Annotated in this window: 21 protein-coding genes; 1 reads left to right on the top strand and 20 read right to left on the bottom strand. The window is 49.7% G+C overall.

Going from position 1 to position 14,003, the window contains the following annotated elements; all coding sequences use genetic code 11:
* Positions 1–17: 17 nt before the first annotated feature.
* The 17 genes from traW to traM form a co-directional block, all read right to left on the bottom strand.
* Complete coding sequence (gene traW / locus N6G83_RS46185) at positions 18–644, bottom strand: type-F conjugative transfer system protein TraW (protein ID WP_042946288.1); 627 nt, start codon at positions 642–644, stop codon at positions 18–20.
* Positions 641–1,030, bottom strand: a complete 390-nt coding sequence (gene trbI / locus N6G83_RS46190) for a type-F conjugative transfer system protein TrbI (protein WP_032736860.1) — start codon at positions 1,028–1,030, stop codon at positions 641–643. The genes traW and trbI overlap by 4 nt, the downstream gene beginning before the upstream one ends.
* Entirely contained in the window at positions 1,030–3,669 is a 2,640-nt protein-coding gene (traC, locus tag N6G83_RS46195) for a type IV secretion system protein TraC (RefSeq protein WP_260524203.1), read from the bottom strand. The genes trbI and traC overlap by 1 nt, the downstream gene beginning before the upstream one ends.
* Before the next feature lie 92 nt (positions 3,670–3,761).
* Entirely contained in the window at positions 3,762–4,145 is a 384-nt protein-coding gene (locus tag N6G83_RS46200) for a hypothetical protein (protein WP_042946290.1), read from the bottom strand.
* Positions 4,146–4,231: 86 nt separating this feature from the next.
* Positions 4,232–4,531, bottom strand: coding sequence for a hypothetical protein (locus N6G83_RS46205; RefSeq protein WP_032736863.1), 300 nt, complete (start codon positions 4,529–4,531; stop codon positions 4,232–4,234).
* Complete coding sequence (locus N6G83_RS46210) at positions 4,528–4,929, bottom strand: hypothetical protein (protein ID WP_260524204.1); 402 nt, start codon at positions 4,927–4,929, stop codon at positions 4,528–4,530. The genes N6G83_RS46205 and N6G83_RS46210 overlap by 4 nt, the downstream gene beginning before the upstream one ends.
* 84 nt (positions 4,930–5,013) lie before the next feature.
* Positions 5,014–5,292 (bottom strand): hypothetical protein, encoded by a 279-nt coding sequence (locus N6G83_RS46215; protein WP_032736865.1) that lies wholly within the window; start codon positions 5,290–5,292, stop codon positions 5,014–5,016.
* Between the two features lie 111 nt (positions 5,293–5,403).
* Positions 5,404–5,973 carry a type IV conjugative transfer system lipoprotein TraV gene (traV, locus tag N6G83_RS46220; protein WP_042946293.1) on the bottom strand — a complete coding sequence of 190 codons (570 nt, stop codon included), beginning with the start codon at positions 5,971–5,973 and terminating at the stop codon, positions 5,404–5,406.
* Between the two features lie 19 nt (positions 5,974–5,992).
* Positions 5,993–6,154, bottom strand: coding sequence for a hypothetical protein (locus N6G83_RS46225; RefSeq protein ID WP_154235504.1), 162 nt, complete (start codon positions 6,152–6,154; stop codon positions 5,993–5,995).
* Positions 6,147–7,568 carry an F-type conjugal transfer pilus assembly protein TraB gene (traB, locus tag N6G83_RS46230; protein WP_032736866.1) on the bottom strand — a complete coding sequence of 474 codons (1,422 nt, stop codon included), beginning with the start codon at positions 7,566–7,568 and terminating at the stop codon, positions 6,147–6,149. The genes N6G83_RS46225 and traB overlap by 8 nt, the downstream gene beginning before the upstream one ends.
* Positions 7,568–8,302 carry a type-F conjugative transfer system secretin TraK gene (gene traK / locus N6G83_RS46235; RefSeq protein ID WP_260524205.1) on the bottom strand — a complete coding sequence of 245 codons (735 nt, stop codon included), beginning with the start codon at positions 8,300–8,302 and terminating at the stop codon, positions 7,568–7,570. The genes traB and traK overlap by 1 nt, the downstream gene beginning before the upstream one ends.
* Positions 8,289–8,855 carry a type IV conjugative transfer system protein TraE gene (gene traE / locus N6G83_RS46240; RefSeq protein WP_032736869.1) on the bottom strand — a complete coding sequence of 189 codons (567 nt, stop codon included), beginning with the start codon at positions 8,853–8,855 and terminating at the stop codon, positions 8,289–8,291. The genes traK and traE overlap by 14 nt, the downstream gene beginning before the upstream one ends.
* 19 nt (positions 8,856–8,874) lie before the next feature.
* Positions 8,875–9,180, bottom strand: a complete 306-nt coding sequence (traL, locus tag N6G83_RS46245) for a type IV conjugative transfer system protein TraL (protein ID WP_032736870.1) — start codon at positions 9,178–9,180, stop codon at positions 8,875–8,877.
* Positions 9,181–9,193: 13 nt separating this feature from the next.
* Positions 9,194–9,562, bottom strand: a complete 369-nt coding sequence (gene traA / locus N6G83_RS46250) for a type IV conjugative transfer system pilin TraA (protein ID WP_032736871.1) — start codon at positions 9,560–9,562, stop codon at positions 9,194–9,196.
* A gap of 68 nt (positions 9,563–9,630) precedes the next feature.
* Positions 9,631–9,831 (bottom strand): TraY domain-containing protein, encoded by a 201-nt coding sequence (locus N6G83_RS46255; RefSeq protein WP_060415469.1) that lies wholly within the window; start codon positions 9,829–9,831, stop codon positions 9,631–9,633.
* 84 nt (positions 9,832–9,915) lie between these two features.
* The gene (locus N6G83_RS46260; RefSeq protein WP_260524206.1) at positions 9,916–10,617 is read right to left on the bottom strand and encodes a hypothetical protein; all 702 of its coding nucleotides are present in this window, start codon (positions 10,615–10,617) and stop codon (positions 9,916–9,918) included.
* Positions 10,618–10,855: 238 nt separating this feature from the next.
* On the bottom strand, positions 10,856–11,248 hold the full coding sequence (gene traM / locus N6G83_RS46265) for a conjugal transfer relaxosome DNA-binding protein TraM (RefSeq protein WP_032736874.1): 393 nt from the start codon (positions 11,246–11,248) through the stop codon (positions 10,856–10,858).
* A gap of 430 nt (positions 11,249–11,678) precedes the next feature.
* On the opposite strand from traM, the gene N6G83_RS46270 reads away from it, so the two are divergent.
* The gene (locus N6G83_RS46270; protein ID WP_032716648.1) at positions 11,679–12,158 is read left to right on the top strand and encodes a transglycosylase SLT domain-containing protein; all 480 of its coding nucleotides are present in this window, start codon (positions 11,679–11,681) and stop codon (positions 12,156–12,158) included.
* 37 nt (positions 12,159–12,195) lie between these two features.
* On the opposite strand, the gene N6G83_RS46275 is transcribed toward N6G83_RS46270, so the two are convergent.
* The 3 genes from N6G83_RS46275 to N6G83_RS46285 form a co-directional block, all read right to left on the bottom strand.
* Positions 12,196–12,726, bottom strand: coding sequence for an antirestriction protein (locus tag N6G83_RS46275; protein ID WP_032716647.1), 531 nt, complete (start codon positions 12,724–12,726; stop codon positions 12,196–12,198).
* Positions 12,727–13,410: 684 nt separating this feature from the next.
* Positions 13,411–13,557, bottom strand: coding sequence for a hypothetical protein (locus N6G83_RS46280; protein WP_032700834.1), 147 nt, complete (start codon positions 13,555–13,557; stop codon positions 13,411–13,413).
* A gap of 93 nt (positions 13,558–13,650) precedes the next feature.
* A complete protein-coding gene (locus tag N6G83_RS46285) occupies positions 13,651–13,998 on the bottom strand; it encodes a hypothetical protein (RefSeq protein WP_260524207.1) in 348 nt (115 codons plus the stop codon).
* Positions 13,999–14,003: the final 5 nt, after the last annotated feature.

Genomic DNA, 14,003 nt, shown 5'->3' on the forward strand with positions numbered 1-14,003 from the left:
ATTTCACTGAAACGTCCTTATTTAACAGGAAAGGTTTCGATATTCAGCCGCTCACCGGAGGGTGCCGGCGTAATACGCGCCGGCACCCTGGTCAGGCCGAACCGTTTTGAAAGCACACCGTTCTGGTCAAAATAAATCCGGCTGTCCAGCGCGGACGAGGTGTCAGGGACGCTGCCCCGGACCAGAATAATCTTGCTCATCAGCGTTTCCGGCACCTGGCGTTTCATCCAGGCTATCTGGTCAGGATCGTCGCCGTTGATAAAGTACAGGGTCTGCATAAAGGGCACGGTTTTCAGGGGATTGATGAGCTCGCCCTGGTGAGCAAACACCCGCCCTTCGTTATCCTTCAGGTCTTCCGTCAGGCGAATACTGGGGTCAAACCAGCGTTGCGCATATTTCTCCGCTCTGTGCAGCCCCTCCACCGGGGCCGGGCGCTGGCTGTTCTCGATCACCCGCTGCTTAAACTCGCCCATTGTCTTATCCCACTGGCCGGATTGTTGCAGTCCCTGCAGCCGCTGCGTGATAAGTTCCAGCATGTCCTGCTCACGGACGGGCCACAAATCCCCCCAGGTACCGAGGTCGGCGGCCTGTGTCAGCGGCGAAAGCAGACAGCCGGCGAGCAGACATAATTTCAGTCGCGTCATTCCTGGCCTCCTTTCATTCGCCGGGCAATGTCCGTCTGAATTTTACGGGTCACATCGGGGGCCCCCTGAACCACCGCCGGCGACACCAGGATGAGGACATGATGTTGTTGCTGGTAATCCGCCAGGCTCTGCTCCAGCGCACTGTTAAACCGCTCTGACAGCGCTTTGGACTGCGCCTCTGACAGCTGTTTCTGACTGACACTGTCCATAAAACTGTCGAGCGTTTTCTTCATATCAAAGGCCACCACCCGCGGCGTGGTGTACTCCAGTACCACCCGCGTGAGAAAGACGTTGGTCGCCAGGACGAAGACAACAAGCGCAACGATGGCCAGCCCCCGTCGATACGGCCGGGGCGTCGTTTTCTGCTGTTCTGCGTGGTTTTCCATCAGGCTGCACTCCTTACGCTGTCGTGCGCGATGCGGGCTTCCAGCTCAGCCATTTCCGCCGGGAAGTTACGACAGGCCAGCTCATACACCGCGTCATGGATATCGACACCCGCCTTCCGCCGCGCCTGGATAAATTCAAAGTCCGCGCCTTTGGAGGAATACATGGCCCGGCTGAGCGGGTCGACAAACAGACGATGCCAGGAGCAGTTCGCTTCTACCTGCAGCATGAAAGAACTGAACCATTGTTCTTTTGCAGAACCGAAACTGTTGATCATGTCCTGCTCCAGTTTTGAGAACTGATCCGGATACAGCTGGTTATATTTGGCGAACTCTTTGGCTGACTGTTTGAGGATCGACTTGTACGAGGAGTTACCCCAGGCCGCCCGGGCAGCGGTGGATGCGGTGGGGGAATCGAAGTCGACTATATTCTGGGTGATGGTGATATAGGCGCCGGTATGCCGGCGCGCGGTCCGGTACCCCTTCTCAATAAACTGCCCCACTTTTTCGTTTTTGAAATCGAGCAGTTTCCAGCCTTCGTCAATGACGTTGAGCTTTTTCAGGCTCCGGGGGGACTGGTACATCCGGTTCTCGATATAGATAATCAGCGAGAACATGACGGCAATCAGCAGTGACGGGCGCGATTCAAGCCCCCCGAGCTCCAGCACCACCATCCGGGCATCATCGCGCAGGGTGGGTTTGTCCGAGTTAAAGTAGTCCCCGTAAATCCCGTTCACCGTGTACTGATCGAGGAGAATAATCATCTCGTCCAGGCGGCTGCGAATGGTCGGAGAGTCGGCATACTCTTCACTGTCTTTTGCGCTCTGCAGAAACGCCACCACATCATCGATGCGGGCATGCCTCCGTTTGCTCAGCCAGGCCGCCTGCACGGCCTGTAACAACAGGCCTTCGTGGACCTCGTCCAGGTTACCGTTCGGACTGGCCATCACTGACATCTGGTCACGGATACGCTCCGCGGAGAGGTCAAAGTGGGCATCATCGAGAATATTGGCGAACGGGTTAAACTTTAGCGAATCACCATCGAGGTAGACCCCGCCCATGTTTTCGCACAGGGACTTATAGCCATCGCCCATATCGAACACCCAGGCAAAACCGCCGGAGTCCAGCACACTGCGGATCAGCGGCTGTATCAGCCCCGTTTTACCTGCCCCGGAGGTGCCGCAGACCGCCATATTGAAGTTGGTGTTATCCATCCCTTCATAAAAAAGGTCGATATACGCCAGCTGGTTGCGGTAGGTCGGCGCCAGCAGACCCGCCGGGGCCAGCGGGCTGTCGGCCGCCACGGGCAGAAGATTGGCGACCTGGAACGTTTCGGCCCGTTTGACCACCCCGGCCGCCTGCAGCTCTTTGAACAGACCCTCACCGGATTTGAAGGGCAGCATGGCCAGAAAGTTGCGCAGGTGATGGTAGCGGGCGGGGATCAGCTGGAAACCGCCTTTACGAAAACTGTTCAGCACCTGCTGTTCGGTGGTGAGTGAGGCTTCAACATTGTCCGGGGTATAGGTGGTGATGTTGAAAAAATATGACACAAGGCTGGTCTGGTTGGTCGCCAGCCGCTGGCGGATATCACCCCATTCTTTGACTTCTTTCTCCACTGACGGGAAGTATTTGGCGTAAGAGGTTTTGCTTTTCTTCTCCAGGTCCATGAACTTCAGGTTCGCTTCATTCTGGGTTTTCACCTGATCTTCCACCATCAGGGTCAGCGTGAGGACAAACGGGCAGGAGATGGAGAGCTCAGGGTTCAACAGGTTGGCGTAGTTATCTGCACTGGTCCAGAGAAAGGCAATTTCCGGATCCCGTTCAAGGTGATAACTGGTCACCCTGGTGGCCGTCTCTTTCCCGTCGTGGCCAAGACGGCCTATTTTCAGGTGTCCGGCCGTGACCTTCATGTCAAAACTGTCTACCACACACTGATAGTTGAGGTCCTGATACGGGTCCAGTTTATAGGGCTTGTGATACATCTCGCCCGGATCAGGATTAATCACTTCGCGCATCAGTTCGACCAGTTCAGCCCCTCCCATAACACGCGTGGGAATATATGCGCCACCCAGTGAGGCGCGGATAATTTTGACCTGGTTCTCAAGCTCGACTATCTGTGCTTTGCTTTTCTTTTTTCTCGCGATACAGCAGGAAATAAAGACCCGATAGTTTCGCAGGGTCAGGGGTAAATCCATGCTTTCCGGCAAAGGGAAGCGGGTTTCTGCCGCGCGGAGATAATAGGCACGGGTAATGGCGTTGAACTTCTCCGCCTGCTTACCGCTCCAGCTAAATTCACGCAGCCCGTACTCAATGTCGTCCCCGACGAGCTTACTGGACACCAGATTAATAGTGAACGGCACGCCACGAGGGATTTTTGTCCGCAACAAATGCTCCAGAGTGGCGACAATATCTTTGTTTGCCCCCGGCAGGGGCCGGGCTTCCAGCATAAAGCCGATCGTTTTCGTGTTAATAAAAAGCCCTGTTTCAGAATCATAATCCTGATAGGGTAAAATCCGGCTGAACTGGGGGAAATTCATGCTGCCCAGCGTGTCATTCGCTTTCGCAGATTCGTCAGGCAACTGTAGTGCCGACACAAGCGAATTCACGGCCTGAGCGACGGTATCCATCAGGTTATTACGCATGTGAGCATTCCTTAATGAGCATTTAAATAATAAAAAAAGAGATGAAGCAGCAAACAACAGACATGTCAGACGCTGTATTTTTTATGGGATAACTAAGCATATCTAAAAGTGAGTACAGGGATGAACACTAACATCATCATCGAGGTGCCCAGTTGCCAGATAAAAATAACATCCGACAACAGCGCCCCCTGCCATAAACAGATAAGAAGCGAGATAATTAATGCAGCAACATGAAAAAGAATAACAGCCAAAAAGAGCACCCCTGAAAGCTCTCCGTCACTGACATCAACTCTTAAACAGGCAATATAAAACACCAGTAAGCTGCAGATAATAAACACACCGTCATGGCGTATACTCTGAATGAAATCAGGTGTGTACTCTCCAGCCAGTCCGTTGTAAGTCAATCTGACACCCAGATAGATGAGCCAGTACAACGCAGGAATAAGCAGAAAGCCATACTTTTTAATCAAAGCCATAATTAAAAAATCTCATTAATAATTATTATGCCAACCGGGTAAAATAATTTATCGCCAGCCTTATGCAATTGCCACTACGGATATATTCACCCCTCATCGGAGCGTGTTTTACTTAATACCTGAAGTTGCTTATCCCTCTCGTCACACTCTGAGGCAATTTTATTCGCTGAGCGAAGGGTTAACGTCTCCGAATTATTAAGAAGCACCTTCCGAAAAGCCTCTCCCGCACAGGGTGTTCCTTGAGAAATTTTCAGCAACTGTTGTTCAGTCGCCATTTTGTTATCTCTGTAATTCGTGTAAACAGGATAAAACAGGAATCCTGCAAAAATGATTGCTGCAGACAAATTAAGAGCATGTTTAAACCAGCTCGCCTCATCTGATTTCATTTGTTTTTAGCCTTATACAATTGCCACTCAGAGATATAACGATAATATTTTTCGGAAGGTACATTGATGATAACCCCGGCGCAATCTAACTTATTCACAGCCTCTGAAAAGGCGCCATCCCGAATGTTGACTTCCATTAGCTTGCATTCTGTTTGCCAGTGTTTACCCGCTTCCAGGTCATCCATTGATACCGTCATAATCAGGATCGGGAGTATCCCAGCCAGTCCCACCACGGCGGCCAGTGAGCTCCAGATAAAGGTGTTTCCAGCATTTAAACGGCTTTGATACTTCTGTGGGATTGCACACATTGATGCTGCCAGGATGCCCTCTACAATAAAGAGTGCCAGAAATATTCCCGCTATCCATCCCAGATTGATACCATAGTAAAATGCGTTCATTTCACTCTCCTGAATAGTTTCTCAAAGTATCGTTCCGTGGCTCACAGGTTTTGATTCCAGTATTTTCGCTTTAATCATCCTGTATCACCCCTGATTTTTAGATTTGTTATACGCGGATACTGCCTGATCGTATTTATCCGTCACTACATTCACAACAACACCTGAACAATCCAGTCGATTAATGTTACTGGTAAACATTCCTGTGGGGATATCAACTTCTTTGAGGGAACACGCAGTGGTCCAGTACTTCCCGTCTTTAATTAAATCGTCATTGCCGGGTTGGGTTTGCTTAAAAACTAACACAGCACTCATCAACACGACCGACAGCACACATAAAGAAAGCAAAGCCTTATTATTGTCCATAATCTCTCCTGCTATAAAACACGCTACCGCCCATCCCTTTCAACGCACAGGGCACTCGTTTTAAATCCGGTATTCATTGCGTCTTCACAGCGCCATTTACGGCGCTGTTAATTAGTTAATGCGGGGCTGACCCCATGCCGATGGTGTGACAACAAATAAAACCGTCGACGGCTGGTGATAAACATCATCGGTGTCGATATAGGGTGCCACCCACAACGACGTTATCTGTTCCCCCTTTCTCAGGGGACGCGGATATTGGCCGGGTACCGTCGGCGGTGAAGTCAGGGTTGATACCGTTACCGGACGCACTGACGGCATAACCGTATTCACGGTATAAACCGGTCTGGCTGCCGCAGCGGTATTATTCAGCAAACCGGAATTGCTTTTATTTACCGGCGCAACCGATGCACTTTTTGTTTTCACAAACCCGGGTTGTGGCGGCAACGGGTATGAACCCGGCGACGTCGTTCTGAAATTGCCGTCAGCCAGTCGTAGCAACCCGGCCGCAGCCGGCTTTGCCGAAGCACTTTCCTCTTTTGCTTTCGCCTTCTCATTTGCCTGCTCCATCGTCATACAGGTATCCGATGTCGTGGCATTACATTCGAACTCCGTCTCTGTGCCCGCGCACCCTGTTAAAAGCAAAGCGCTGCCCAGAGGAATTAACATTATTAATTCCTTCATATATTCACCTGTCCTCTGTTTATTTATTAAAAATTAATTTCCAGTAACTGTTCCTGAATACAGCCTCAGCGACACTGTCAGCAGTTCTTATAAGCTCTTCATAAATTTTCGGGTCTAAATAATTTGCAGATTGAGGAACTGACAGACTTTTCTTCTCCCCGATTTTTCCTGTATTAACCATTGTTATCTCCCTGAGGTGCAGCCCCCGGCGAGAACTCACGCGGGTCAAGCTTGCCCAGTTTCTTCAGCATCTCATCGGTATTAAAACCATTGAGGTTCCCGCCGGATTGCTGCGACCTGCTCTCGGGTTGTTCAGGTTGTGCCTGGTTCTGCGCCTGCTGTTGCCCGTTCTTTTCCGCTTCCAGCTCTTCAATGGTTTTCAGCTGGAAACCGTCCTGGAACACCACCGTGACTTCGTTACCGGCACCAATCGGGATGATCGGGTGATACTGTTCAGCGCGTTTGATGTAATACTCACTCAGGGTCTGTGCGGCTTTGGATGCCCCGCCGCCAATCCCCATTTTCAGCACGTCACCGGCGCCAACGGATGCCGTTGCACCCAGGCCAACAGCAGGTTGCGAAGCCCGCTCCATGCCCTGACCAATCCCGTCAACAAAGCCTGCGCCCCAGGCCCAGCCGAGGATTTTGCCGTTACGCATCACCACCTCGCCTTTCACACCGTTCTTGCCCATAAATGAGACGTGACCGTTAATCGGCTGGTCGATGGTTTTATCCCCTTTGATGCAGCTGATATTGCGGGTCCGGACAATGGCACGCTCACTGGAGACATCCCCCCAGGCTTCCAGTCCGACAAAGCAGCCGGTCAGGTCATAGGTTTTACTGTTCGGCATTTCCACCCGACCGATGATGCGTAACTGCATCGGTACGGTTGATTCATTCCCGGTCACGGAAGCATTCGCATCGGCGCCTTCGATCAGGCTGCTTTTCGCAAAACTGCCTGACGGGATATACGGCAGCTCCCTGCCCTTTTTCCCTTTGTTGTAGATGAACGTTTTACGGTTGATCTGGTTCGGTACCGGTACAGACTGATAACTGACCTGCGGGGGTTGCACAGTACCGTTACCCGGATAGAAAGCGGTCGGCGGTGGTACCGCACCACCAGGCTGTGGCGGATAATTTGCCGGTTGCGGTTCACCTTCCGGCCCGGGTGCCGGAGAGGGAGGGGTCGGCGCCGGCTCTCCACCAGGAACGGATGGCCTGACGCCCAGCGTCCTCAGTTGCTCCTGCATCGCGGCATTCTCATTGCTGAGTTGCTCGATACGAACCTGATCGGCAGCACGGCCCTTACTCAGTATGTCCACTTCGCCCTGCAGCGCGCCAAAGCGCTTGTTCAGGTCCGCAGCAGTGGCCTGCATCTCCGTTGTCGCATGCTGCTCCACTTTGCTGTTGAAATTACTGTCAACCACACCGGTCATATCCGGGGCCGGCTCTCCCTGCACAGGGGCCTCTTCTTCCGAACTCAGGTTCAGGTCAGAAAGATACATTCCCCCCCCGATGGCGCCCGCGCCACCGACCAGAATGAGGCCCAGCCACAGGTACTGCTTACGTTTGATGATCGTATTGAAGTTGGCCATCAGCGCCCCCCTTCAGAGGTGGTGATCCAGACCTGCATCCGGCCACCACCGGTCAGCTGGCCAGCAGGGCTGCTGAGCATGATGGCGCGGGTGCCGGGTTGCCAGAAATCGCTTTCGCGGATCATTCGGGGCGAAAAACTGATATTTTCGAGGCTGTAGCGCACCACTTTCAGGTGATGCCCGGTCCAGACTTTTTCCGCTGTCGCACGCAGACCAGCGGGCACCTGCAGTGATTCCGATGTGACAGGAACAGCCTGGTATTCATCAGGGATCTGACCCTGGCGAACAGCACGGTTAAGAGAAACCAGAATACCTTCATACGGACCGGATTCTTCCCATGATTTAGCGGGACCCGGTGTCCCCACGAGCTCGGAGACCAGCTGGATAGTCCGGCCAACCCCGGCGCGTGGTACCGCCCGGATGGAAAAGTTCAGTCCGCGCTCGGTTTCCACAATAAAGGTGAACGGTTTTTTGCTGATCGTGGCCAGAATGGCGCCACCGCTGTCGGTCTGCTCCTGGTTTGTCAGACCACCGTCCAGACTGTTAATTGCAGTAATACGGTCACCGGAAACGGTGAAGAGGTTGGGGTCCGTGTTACTCACGGCGATGTTTGCCTGCCCGCCGTTCGCCAGGGGAACAACGGTCGGCGCCAGCGTACCGCTGAGGGTGGCCGATATCGCAGGTAGCGAAAAAAACAGGCAACCGGAGAGAAATAACGGGTTAATGTTTTTCATTATTTATTTCTCCAAAACGCGCCAGCCAGCTGACACCATCCACACGATTAAACTGCAGGACGTAACTTTTAATTTCACTGTAGGGGGCAGAATCCCCTATCCACGTTTTCAGTTCTCCGCGGATATCCACCCGATTTTCAGCCGGGTACGCACGGACAGACGTCATATAAAAAGAGGCATTCACATTATTGTCTTTTATCCGCTTAGCATCTTCTGCCAGCTGGATTTTGAGGCTGTTCTGCGCCCCGGGAAAAACATACCGGAGCAGCTGGGCATGCTGGGCGTCGACCGTTTCCGGCGTGACGTTAAGACGTAATGCAATAAAGCTCAGGCCCAGCTGCTCCAGATATGACGCGTCCGCCTGATTCTGTGATACAGCAAATGGCGCGCTGAACAACATTGGCGTGACTACCACTTTCTGTTCTGTCTGCAGGCGATAGTTATTAATGCTCTGTATGATATTTGTCGCAAGGCTGAGGGTAAAAAGCGTCCCCAGACAGATAAACCCCACGGCGATAACACGCGTGGTACTTTGTCTGGCACCATGTTCCATATGTTATTTCCCCGTTGATTTATTTAATCCACTGCCGGAAACAGGAGTCCGGAACATCATGAAAGAAACCTTTAAGAAGGGAGGTGGGCAGATACCAGTAAATCAGGTCGCGTAACCAGGAACTGCCCCGCCCTTTTTTCAGTTTCTTGATACCCCAGAAAACCAGTGCCGCTGCAGCTATACCAAATAAGAACTTACTGGTCCAGAAACCCCAGCCGAGACAAATCCCTGCCGGGATAAGTTCATCAAGATATAAGCCAAACCAGCGGCTCTGGTTAGTCAGTGTTTCCGGGAAACGGTATTTCTTTAATTCGTCTCCCGTCATCACGTATTTCCTGTCAGTAACCGGCGACCGACATACCGATGGTAATAAAGGTCGAAATGATGGCGAAGCCGAACAGGAACTTCACGTTTTTGGTCATCATGTACATGATGCCGCCTGCTACGACTTCAGCCAGAACCACCCACTTGACGACGCTGGAAGACTTACCGAACGTGCCTTTAACGGTAGCATCCCCGGATTTCATCAGGTCGGTCGCCGTGGTGGTGGCCATCGCGGCGTCCGGGAAGAACGCCGCCAGAGCGGCTACCGGCAGCACAGCCTTGGTCACTTTCAGGGCTGACTTTTTGTTGAAAACACGTGACAGAAAAGACGGTTTGGTTTCTTCAGAGAAAGTATTTCCCTGAATACTTAATACAGCATTCATATTTATTTCCTTTAAAGAGAATGTATACGTTAGTTGAAAATCACATCTGTATTTAGTTGATTAAATTACTATCTTTCTTCCTCCTCTCGTTGTTCAGAAAAGATATAGTTTGGAAAGCGTCTCAGATGATCTTTGAGACGCATCGCGACCTCGGTTGATTTAGTTCTGCCACTACGGTTCTTTGCGCTAACTAAAACTGCATGAGTGTCGTCATCAAGGTAAACGGAAACAATATTTTTATTTCCAGTGTTGGTATAACGCTTTGACACACAACTTCTCCGATTAGAGATCTCATAGTCAAATCATTGCATAGATTTGATTGGGGGGGAATACAGGAAATCCCCCTCACTTTTTTAACAAAGCTCTAACAAAAGATAATCGAGTGTTTGTTCAATAAAAAAGTATATTGCCTTGTTACGGAAACATTCATATTTAAACTGAACAAATGAGGGGTAATACTGCTTAATTAGTTTTTTTGATCTCTCGATTCTTGAATCAATGGTTTTTGTTTCAACGTTCATAGCAATTGATATTTCTGAAACATCAAACCCGGACATATAAAAGGAGAGTGTTATGAGGTTTTTATCAGTTAAACGGCTTATTAATTCATCAAATTTTTTTCTGGAATGTAGGTCCTGTTTAAAAACTCTAAATCCTGCAAGAGGCCTAATTATTAACAAATTAAGCATCCAAATCACGATAATATCACCGTTTTCTGCCTGGCGGCATTCCATATAAACGTTAAAGCCAGTTCCTTTATTAGAAAAGGACTTACTTAAAACACCACCATTCCCAAGTAAGCTACACTCAACCTCTAGCCTCAAGAGGAACACATCAACCTCTATTGGTACAACATTTTTGAAATTAGATTTTTCTTTATTTAATAGATAAGCATACAACTGGTCAAATGAAGTGTTTTTATAGAGGAATTCTCTTTCAGAGTTTCTGACACACACAGAAACTGGTGAAGAATGATACAGTTCTTTTATGTGAAGAAGAACATCCTTTACTGATTGACTTACTCTGTCAACACCACTACGATCCATCGCACACATAGGTGCCTCCTTAGAAGGTTTCTATGGATAGTTGGTGTAGGGAGCTGATACCTCTCTACACCAATGTTTCACAAATTTTAAACTACGTTTAAATTATAAATCTCACTTCCTACAAAGTCATCAAATTAAAGCAGATCTTTATACTGAAATAACTATCAAGAAAAGAACAATAATTTTTACGATAACAATAAAAACATAATTACCAGCTAACAAGATGCATCATACGAAAAGTCTTATTCTATTCCTCGCCTTCACTCTCATCTTCAGGGAAAAATCGGTGCATGATTTCCTGAACATCCTCCTGGATATTTTGAACCATTCCCTTCCATTGCCACCGGGGATCGTCTTTAACATGGGGACTCAGGCACTCAATACCCAGAACTTTATTCACTGAAAACTGAGTCTTTATGACACTTTCAAGCAAGGCCTTATTAAAGGCCATTTGATTAAAGCCTGACTCCTTGCGCTCCAGTTGTGCTTCATATACACGCAATCCGAGTTCAAGTAACATGGATGCAATGCTTGAATAGCTGATATCTTTCTCCTTTGCACCTTCTGCACGCCTCTGAACGGCAATTGCATTGATTTTCTCAGAAACATTATCATTAACGTACACCTGAATTTTAGCCATATACCCTCTTATTTATACCCGGAGACTTAAGACATATACAACATATTGAAGAAGCGGTTTTCTGCACGATTCACCATTAGATTCATCACAACAGAATGATGAATCCCCTCACGAATCACTGTTCGATTTTTGACGAATCTAATATAGATTCACGATACTTGTAAACACATGTTTTTAGAAAAATTAGTCTCTACTGAATCGCGTGCAATTCATTAACGAATCGCTTCAGATTCATAAGCGAATCGCTTTAGCACATTAAATAATGTGCTGCACATTATTTTTTCCTTAACTCACTGTTTCAAATGCCAAATCTGCAAAATATTAATTTTGCGTGGGGTGTGGTGATTTTGTGGTGAGGAGTGCATATTTGTTGAGTCTGCATCTGGGATGGGTTAACGTAATTCCGGCATCTGGCCCCGGAGGGATAACCATGAAAGGAATGGCACTGGCATTCACTCTTTTTTTATTTTCCAGTTCGTCAATGGCAGCGGATTGTTTTGATATGGCAGGACGGGATTATCGAATAGATCCGGATCTGCTCCGGGCTATTTCATGGCAGGAGTCAAAATGGGTGGTGGGTGCCATCGGAAAAAATCCGGGAACAGGCTACGGTGCCGGACTGATGCAAATCGATTCGCAGCACCATATGCAACTGTCGCGGTACGGAATTAAACCGCAAAATCTTCTGACAGATGCCTGCCTGAATATTTACACCGGCGCATATTATCTGGCACTGGCGTTTCAGAAATGGGGTATAAGCTGGGAGGCGGTCGGTGCCTACAACGCCGGGTTCCGCAGAACGGACAGGCAGGCCATGCGACGACTGGCATATGCGAGGAAGATTGAGGTTATCTACCGGGCCATCAAAACCAATAAAAATGCAGGACAACCCCATGCTGTTAAAAAGTAAAGGCCTCATTCGTGAGGCCTTTACTTTCATTACACGACTAACCAATCGCACGCCAGATTAAATGACGTTCGGGATGCTGGATAATGTTGACATAATTCCTCAACGCATCCTGCCGGGACACAAGATGATGACAGATCCGTGCATATTCCGGCCCCATTTCTGACACCTGCCAGGACAGACTGTTCATCACCATCAGCGTGGCAATAATTCCTGCTGCATCGGCGCTGAATTCATTCTCAAAATAATTCTCAGGGATGTTCATCCTGTAACGTTGCTCACCTTCCGGCGCAATATATCTGGTCTGGGTGGTGATGAACTGGATACGGTTTGGTGCAATATTCCCACCGACACCCTGCGGAATAATCCAGTAAGACCAGAAACCACCGTCGTAATCGGAGTGCTGGCGTAACCAGTTATCTGCCATATTATCCGCAGACGGGGTAAAAAAGAGCGCCTGGATAAAATCCAGACACGCCTTGTTATCGGTCACTGCACAGCGCAGATATTTATCTGTTTTAAATTGTTCGTCTGATTCACGAGTGGCGGTGTTGACGTGTATTGTGTGCATGCTGGTTGTCTCCTTCGCGTTTTATTAAATCGTTCGACTTCATCACTGAGCGGCAAAGGGCAATTTGCAGCTGACGGGGAGTAAATAAAGGGGCGCGAAGCGTTTATATACCCTTTATTTACGCCACGGGCGATGCTAAAAGCCGCCCTCCGCGAAAGATGATGTCGGGCGATATCGCGCAGAATTGAGAATGCACACAACCCTGAACGTCAATCCGGTCTTTATTGGATTCACGTTCAGGCCAAAGAATGGCGGGTATTTATCGCCACGGTGAGAGCGGCGCATCCTGATAGGGATGCAGCAAGCGAGATTTTGAATTTGCGTCAGGATGGAAGCCCGCAGGGCAGAGACAGCCTGCTGGCTCTGTTCACGACAGCCGTGTCCCGACAGGGACGACGCCCGGGTCAGTATTTATTTAATCTCTCACCAGAGATAAATTCCGGAAGAGATAAACAGCAGCATGCAGGAAGAGATGTAACAGGGATGAATAAAGAATATTGATGAGATAACGCCGCGCCGGAGTAATACCGGCGGCGCGTAGCGCAGCCGGTATTATTCTGCACCGCAGGTGCGCGGCCTTTTCCTGCAGTCGGGCAGGTTATCCCCTGCCCTTCCGGTTATTTACGCGGCCTCCTTATTTTACCTCCTGAAAAAGCCACCCCTTACGGAGCGGCAGGTTTCACATCACGCCAGACCGAGGCCGCTGTAGACCACGGTCAAAAACTGTTGCCAGTATTCCAGGCGCATAGCGGGGACGTGGGCACGCTTCCCGCTGCGTAAAGCATTTACAAACGCGTTTGCCTGTGCGACGATTTGCGGGTCAAATTGCATGGTTTAATCTCCATGTTGGTTTTACATATGCCGGATGCAAACTTTTGCGGGTACGTATCCGGCGCGGAATGAGCAGGCGAAAGCCTGCTTTTTTCATTTCTGGAACAGGTTAAATCCCTCCTTTATGCGCGTTTTAATCTGCGCATGGCTCAGGTTGCACACATCCCGCAGCCGGAAATATCTGGCTCCATAGCGGGCATAAATCTCTGCCGCGTCACCGCAGACCATTTCCTGCAGCATGAACGTCTCCCAGCCGCCGTTCTCACTCGTTGACCAGTTGAGCGGGTACATCAGGCCCAGCGCATCATGGAAGGCGTGAACGTCGATTTCAGCGGGCGCTTTCACCGCCGCTTTCTGGCGACTGAGCCAGTATTCATGCTCGGCTTCGGCAGTCACCTGCATTCCCGGACGGGCTGAAGATTCGGTGAGGTGTAAGTACATAGTTT

Source organism: Serratia sp. PL7 (assembly GCF_945957435.1).

What these genes read in the sequence shown, in the direction of transcription:
- traW (WP_042946288.1), bottom strand. Translation starts at nt 644, where the DNA reads ATGACGCGACTGAAATTATGTCTGCTCGCCGGCTGTCTGCTTTCGCCG.
- trbI (WP_032736860.1), bottom strand. Translation starts at nt 1,030, where the DNA reads ATGGAAAACCACGCAGAACAGCAGAAAACGACGCCCCGGCCGTATCGA.
- traC (WP_260524203.1), bottom strand. Translation starts at nt 3,669, where the DNA reads ATGCGTAATAACCTGATGGATACCGTCGCTCAGGCCGTGAATTCGCTT.
- N6G83_RS46200 (WP_042946290.1), bottom strand. Translation starts at nt 4,145, where the DNA reads ATGGCTTTGATTAAAAAGTATGGCTTTCTGCTTATTCCTGCGTTGTAC.
- N6G83_RS46205 (WP_032736863.1), bottom strand. Translation starts at nt 4,531, where the DNA reads ATGAAATCAGATGAGGCGAGCTGGTTTAAACATGCTCTTAATTTGTCT.
- N6G83_RS46210 (WP_260524204.1), bottom strand. Translation starts at nt 4,929, where the DNA reads ATGAACGCATTTTACTATGGTATCAATCTGGGATGGATAGCGGGAATA.
- N6G83_RS46215 (WP_032736865.1), bottom strand. Translation starts at nt 5,292, where the DNA reads ATGGACAATAATAAGGCTTTGCTTTCTTTATGTGTGCTGTCGGTCGTG.
- traV (WP_042946293.1), bottom strand. Translation starts at nt 5,973, where the DNA reads ATGAAGGAATTAATAATGTTAATTCCTCTGGGCAGCGCTTTGCTTTTA.
- N6G83_RS46225 (WP_154235504.1), bottom strand. Translation starts at nt 6,154, where the DNA reads ATGGTTAATACAGGAAAAATCGGGGAGAAGAAAAGTCTGTCAGTTCCT.
- traB (WP_032736866.1), bottom strand. Translation starts at nt 7,568, where the DNA reads ATGGCCAACTTCAATACGATCATCAAACGTAAGCAGTACCTGTGGCTG.
- traK (WP_260524205.1), bottom strand. Translation starts at nt 8,302, where the DNA reads ATGAAAAACATTAACCCGTTATTTCTCTCCGGTTGCCTGTTTTTTTCG.
- traE (WP_032736869.1), bottom strand. Translation starts at nt 8,855, where the DNA reads ATGGAACATGGTGCCAGACAAAGTACCACGCGTGTTATCGCCGTGGGG.
- traL (WP_032736870.1), bottom strand. Translation starts at nt 9,180, where the DNA reads ATGACGGGAGACGAATTAAAGAAATACCGTTTCCCGGAAACACTGACT.
- traA (WP_032736871.1), bottom strand. Translation starts at nt 9,562, where the DNA reads ATGAATGCTGTATTAAGTATTCAGGGAAATACTTTCTCTGAAGAAACC.
- N6G83_RS46260 (WP_260524206.1), bottom strand. Translation starts at nt 10,617, where the DNA reads ATGTGTGCGATGGATCGTAGTGGTGTTGACAGAGTAAGTCAATCAGTA.
- traM (WP_032736874.1), bottom strand. Translation starts at nt 11,248, where the DNA reads ATGGCTAAAATTCAGGTGTACGTTAATGATAATGTTTCTGAGAAAATC.
- N6G83_RS46270 (WP_032716648.1), top strand. Translation starts at nt 11,679, where the DNA reads ATGAAAGGAATGGCACTGGCATTCACTCTTTTTTTATTTTCCAGTTCG.
- N6G83_RS46275 (WP_032716647.1), bottom strand. Translation starts at nt 12,726, where the DNA reads ATGCACACAATACACGTCAACACCGCCACTCGTGAATCAGACGAACAA.
- N6G83_RS46280 (WP_032700834.1), bottom strand. Translation starts at nt 13,557, where the DNA reads ATGCAATTTGACCCGCAAATCGTCGCACAGGCAAACGCGTTTGTAAAT.
- N6G83_RS46285 (WP_260524207.1), bottom strand. Translation starts at nt 13,998, where the DNA reads ATGTACTTACACCTCACCGAATCTTCAGCCCGTCCGGGAATGCAGGTG.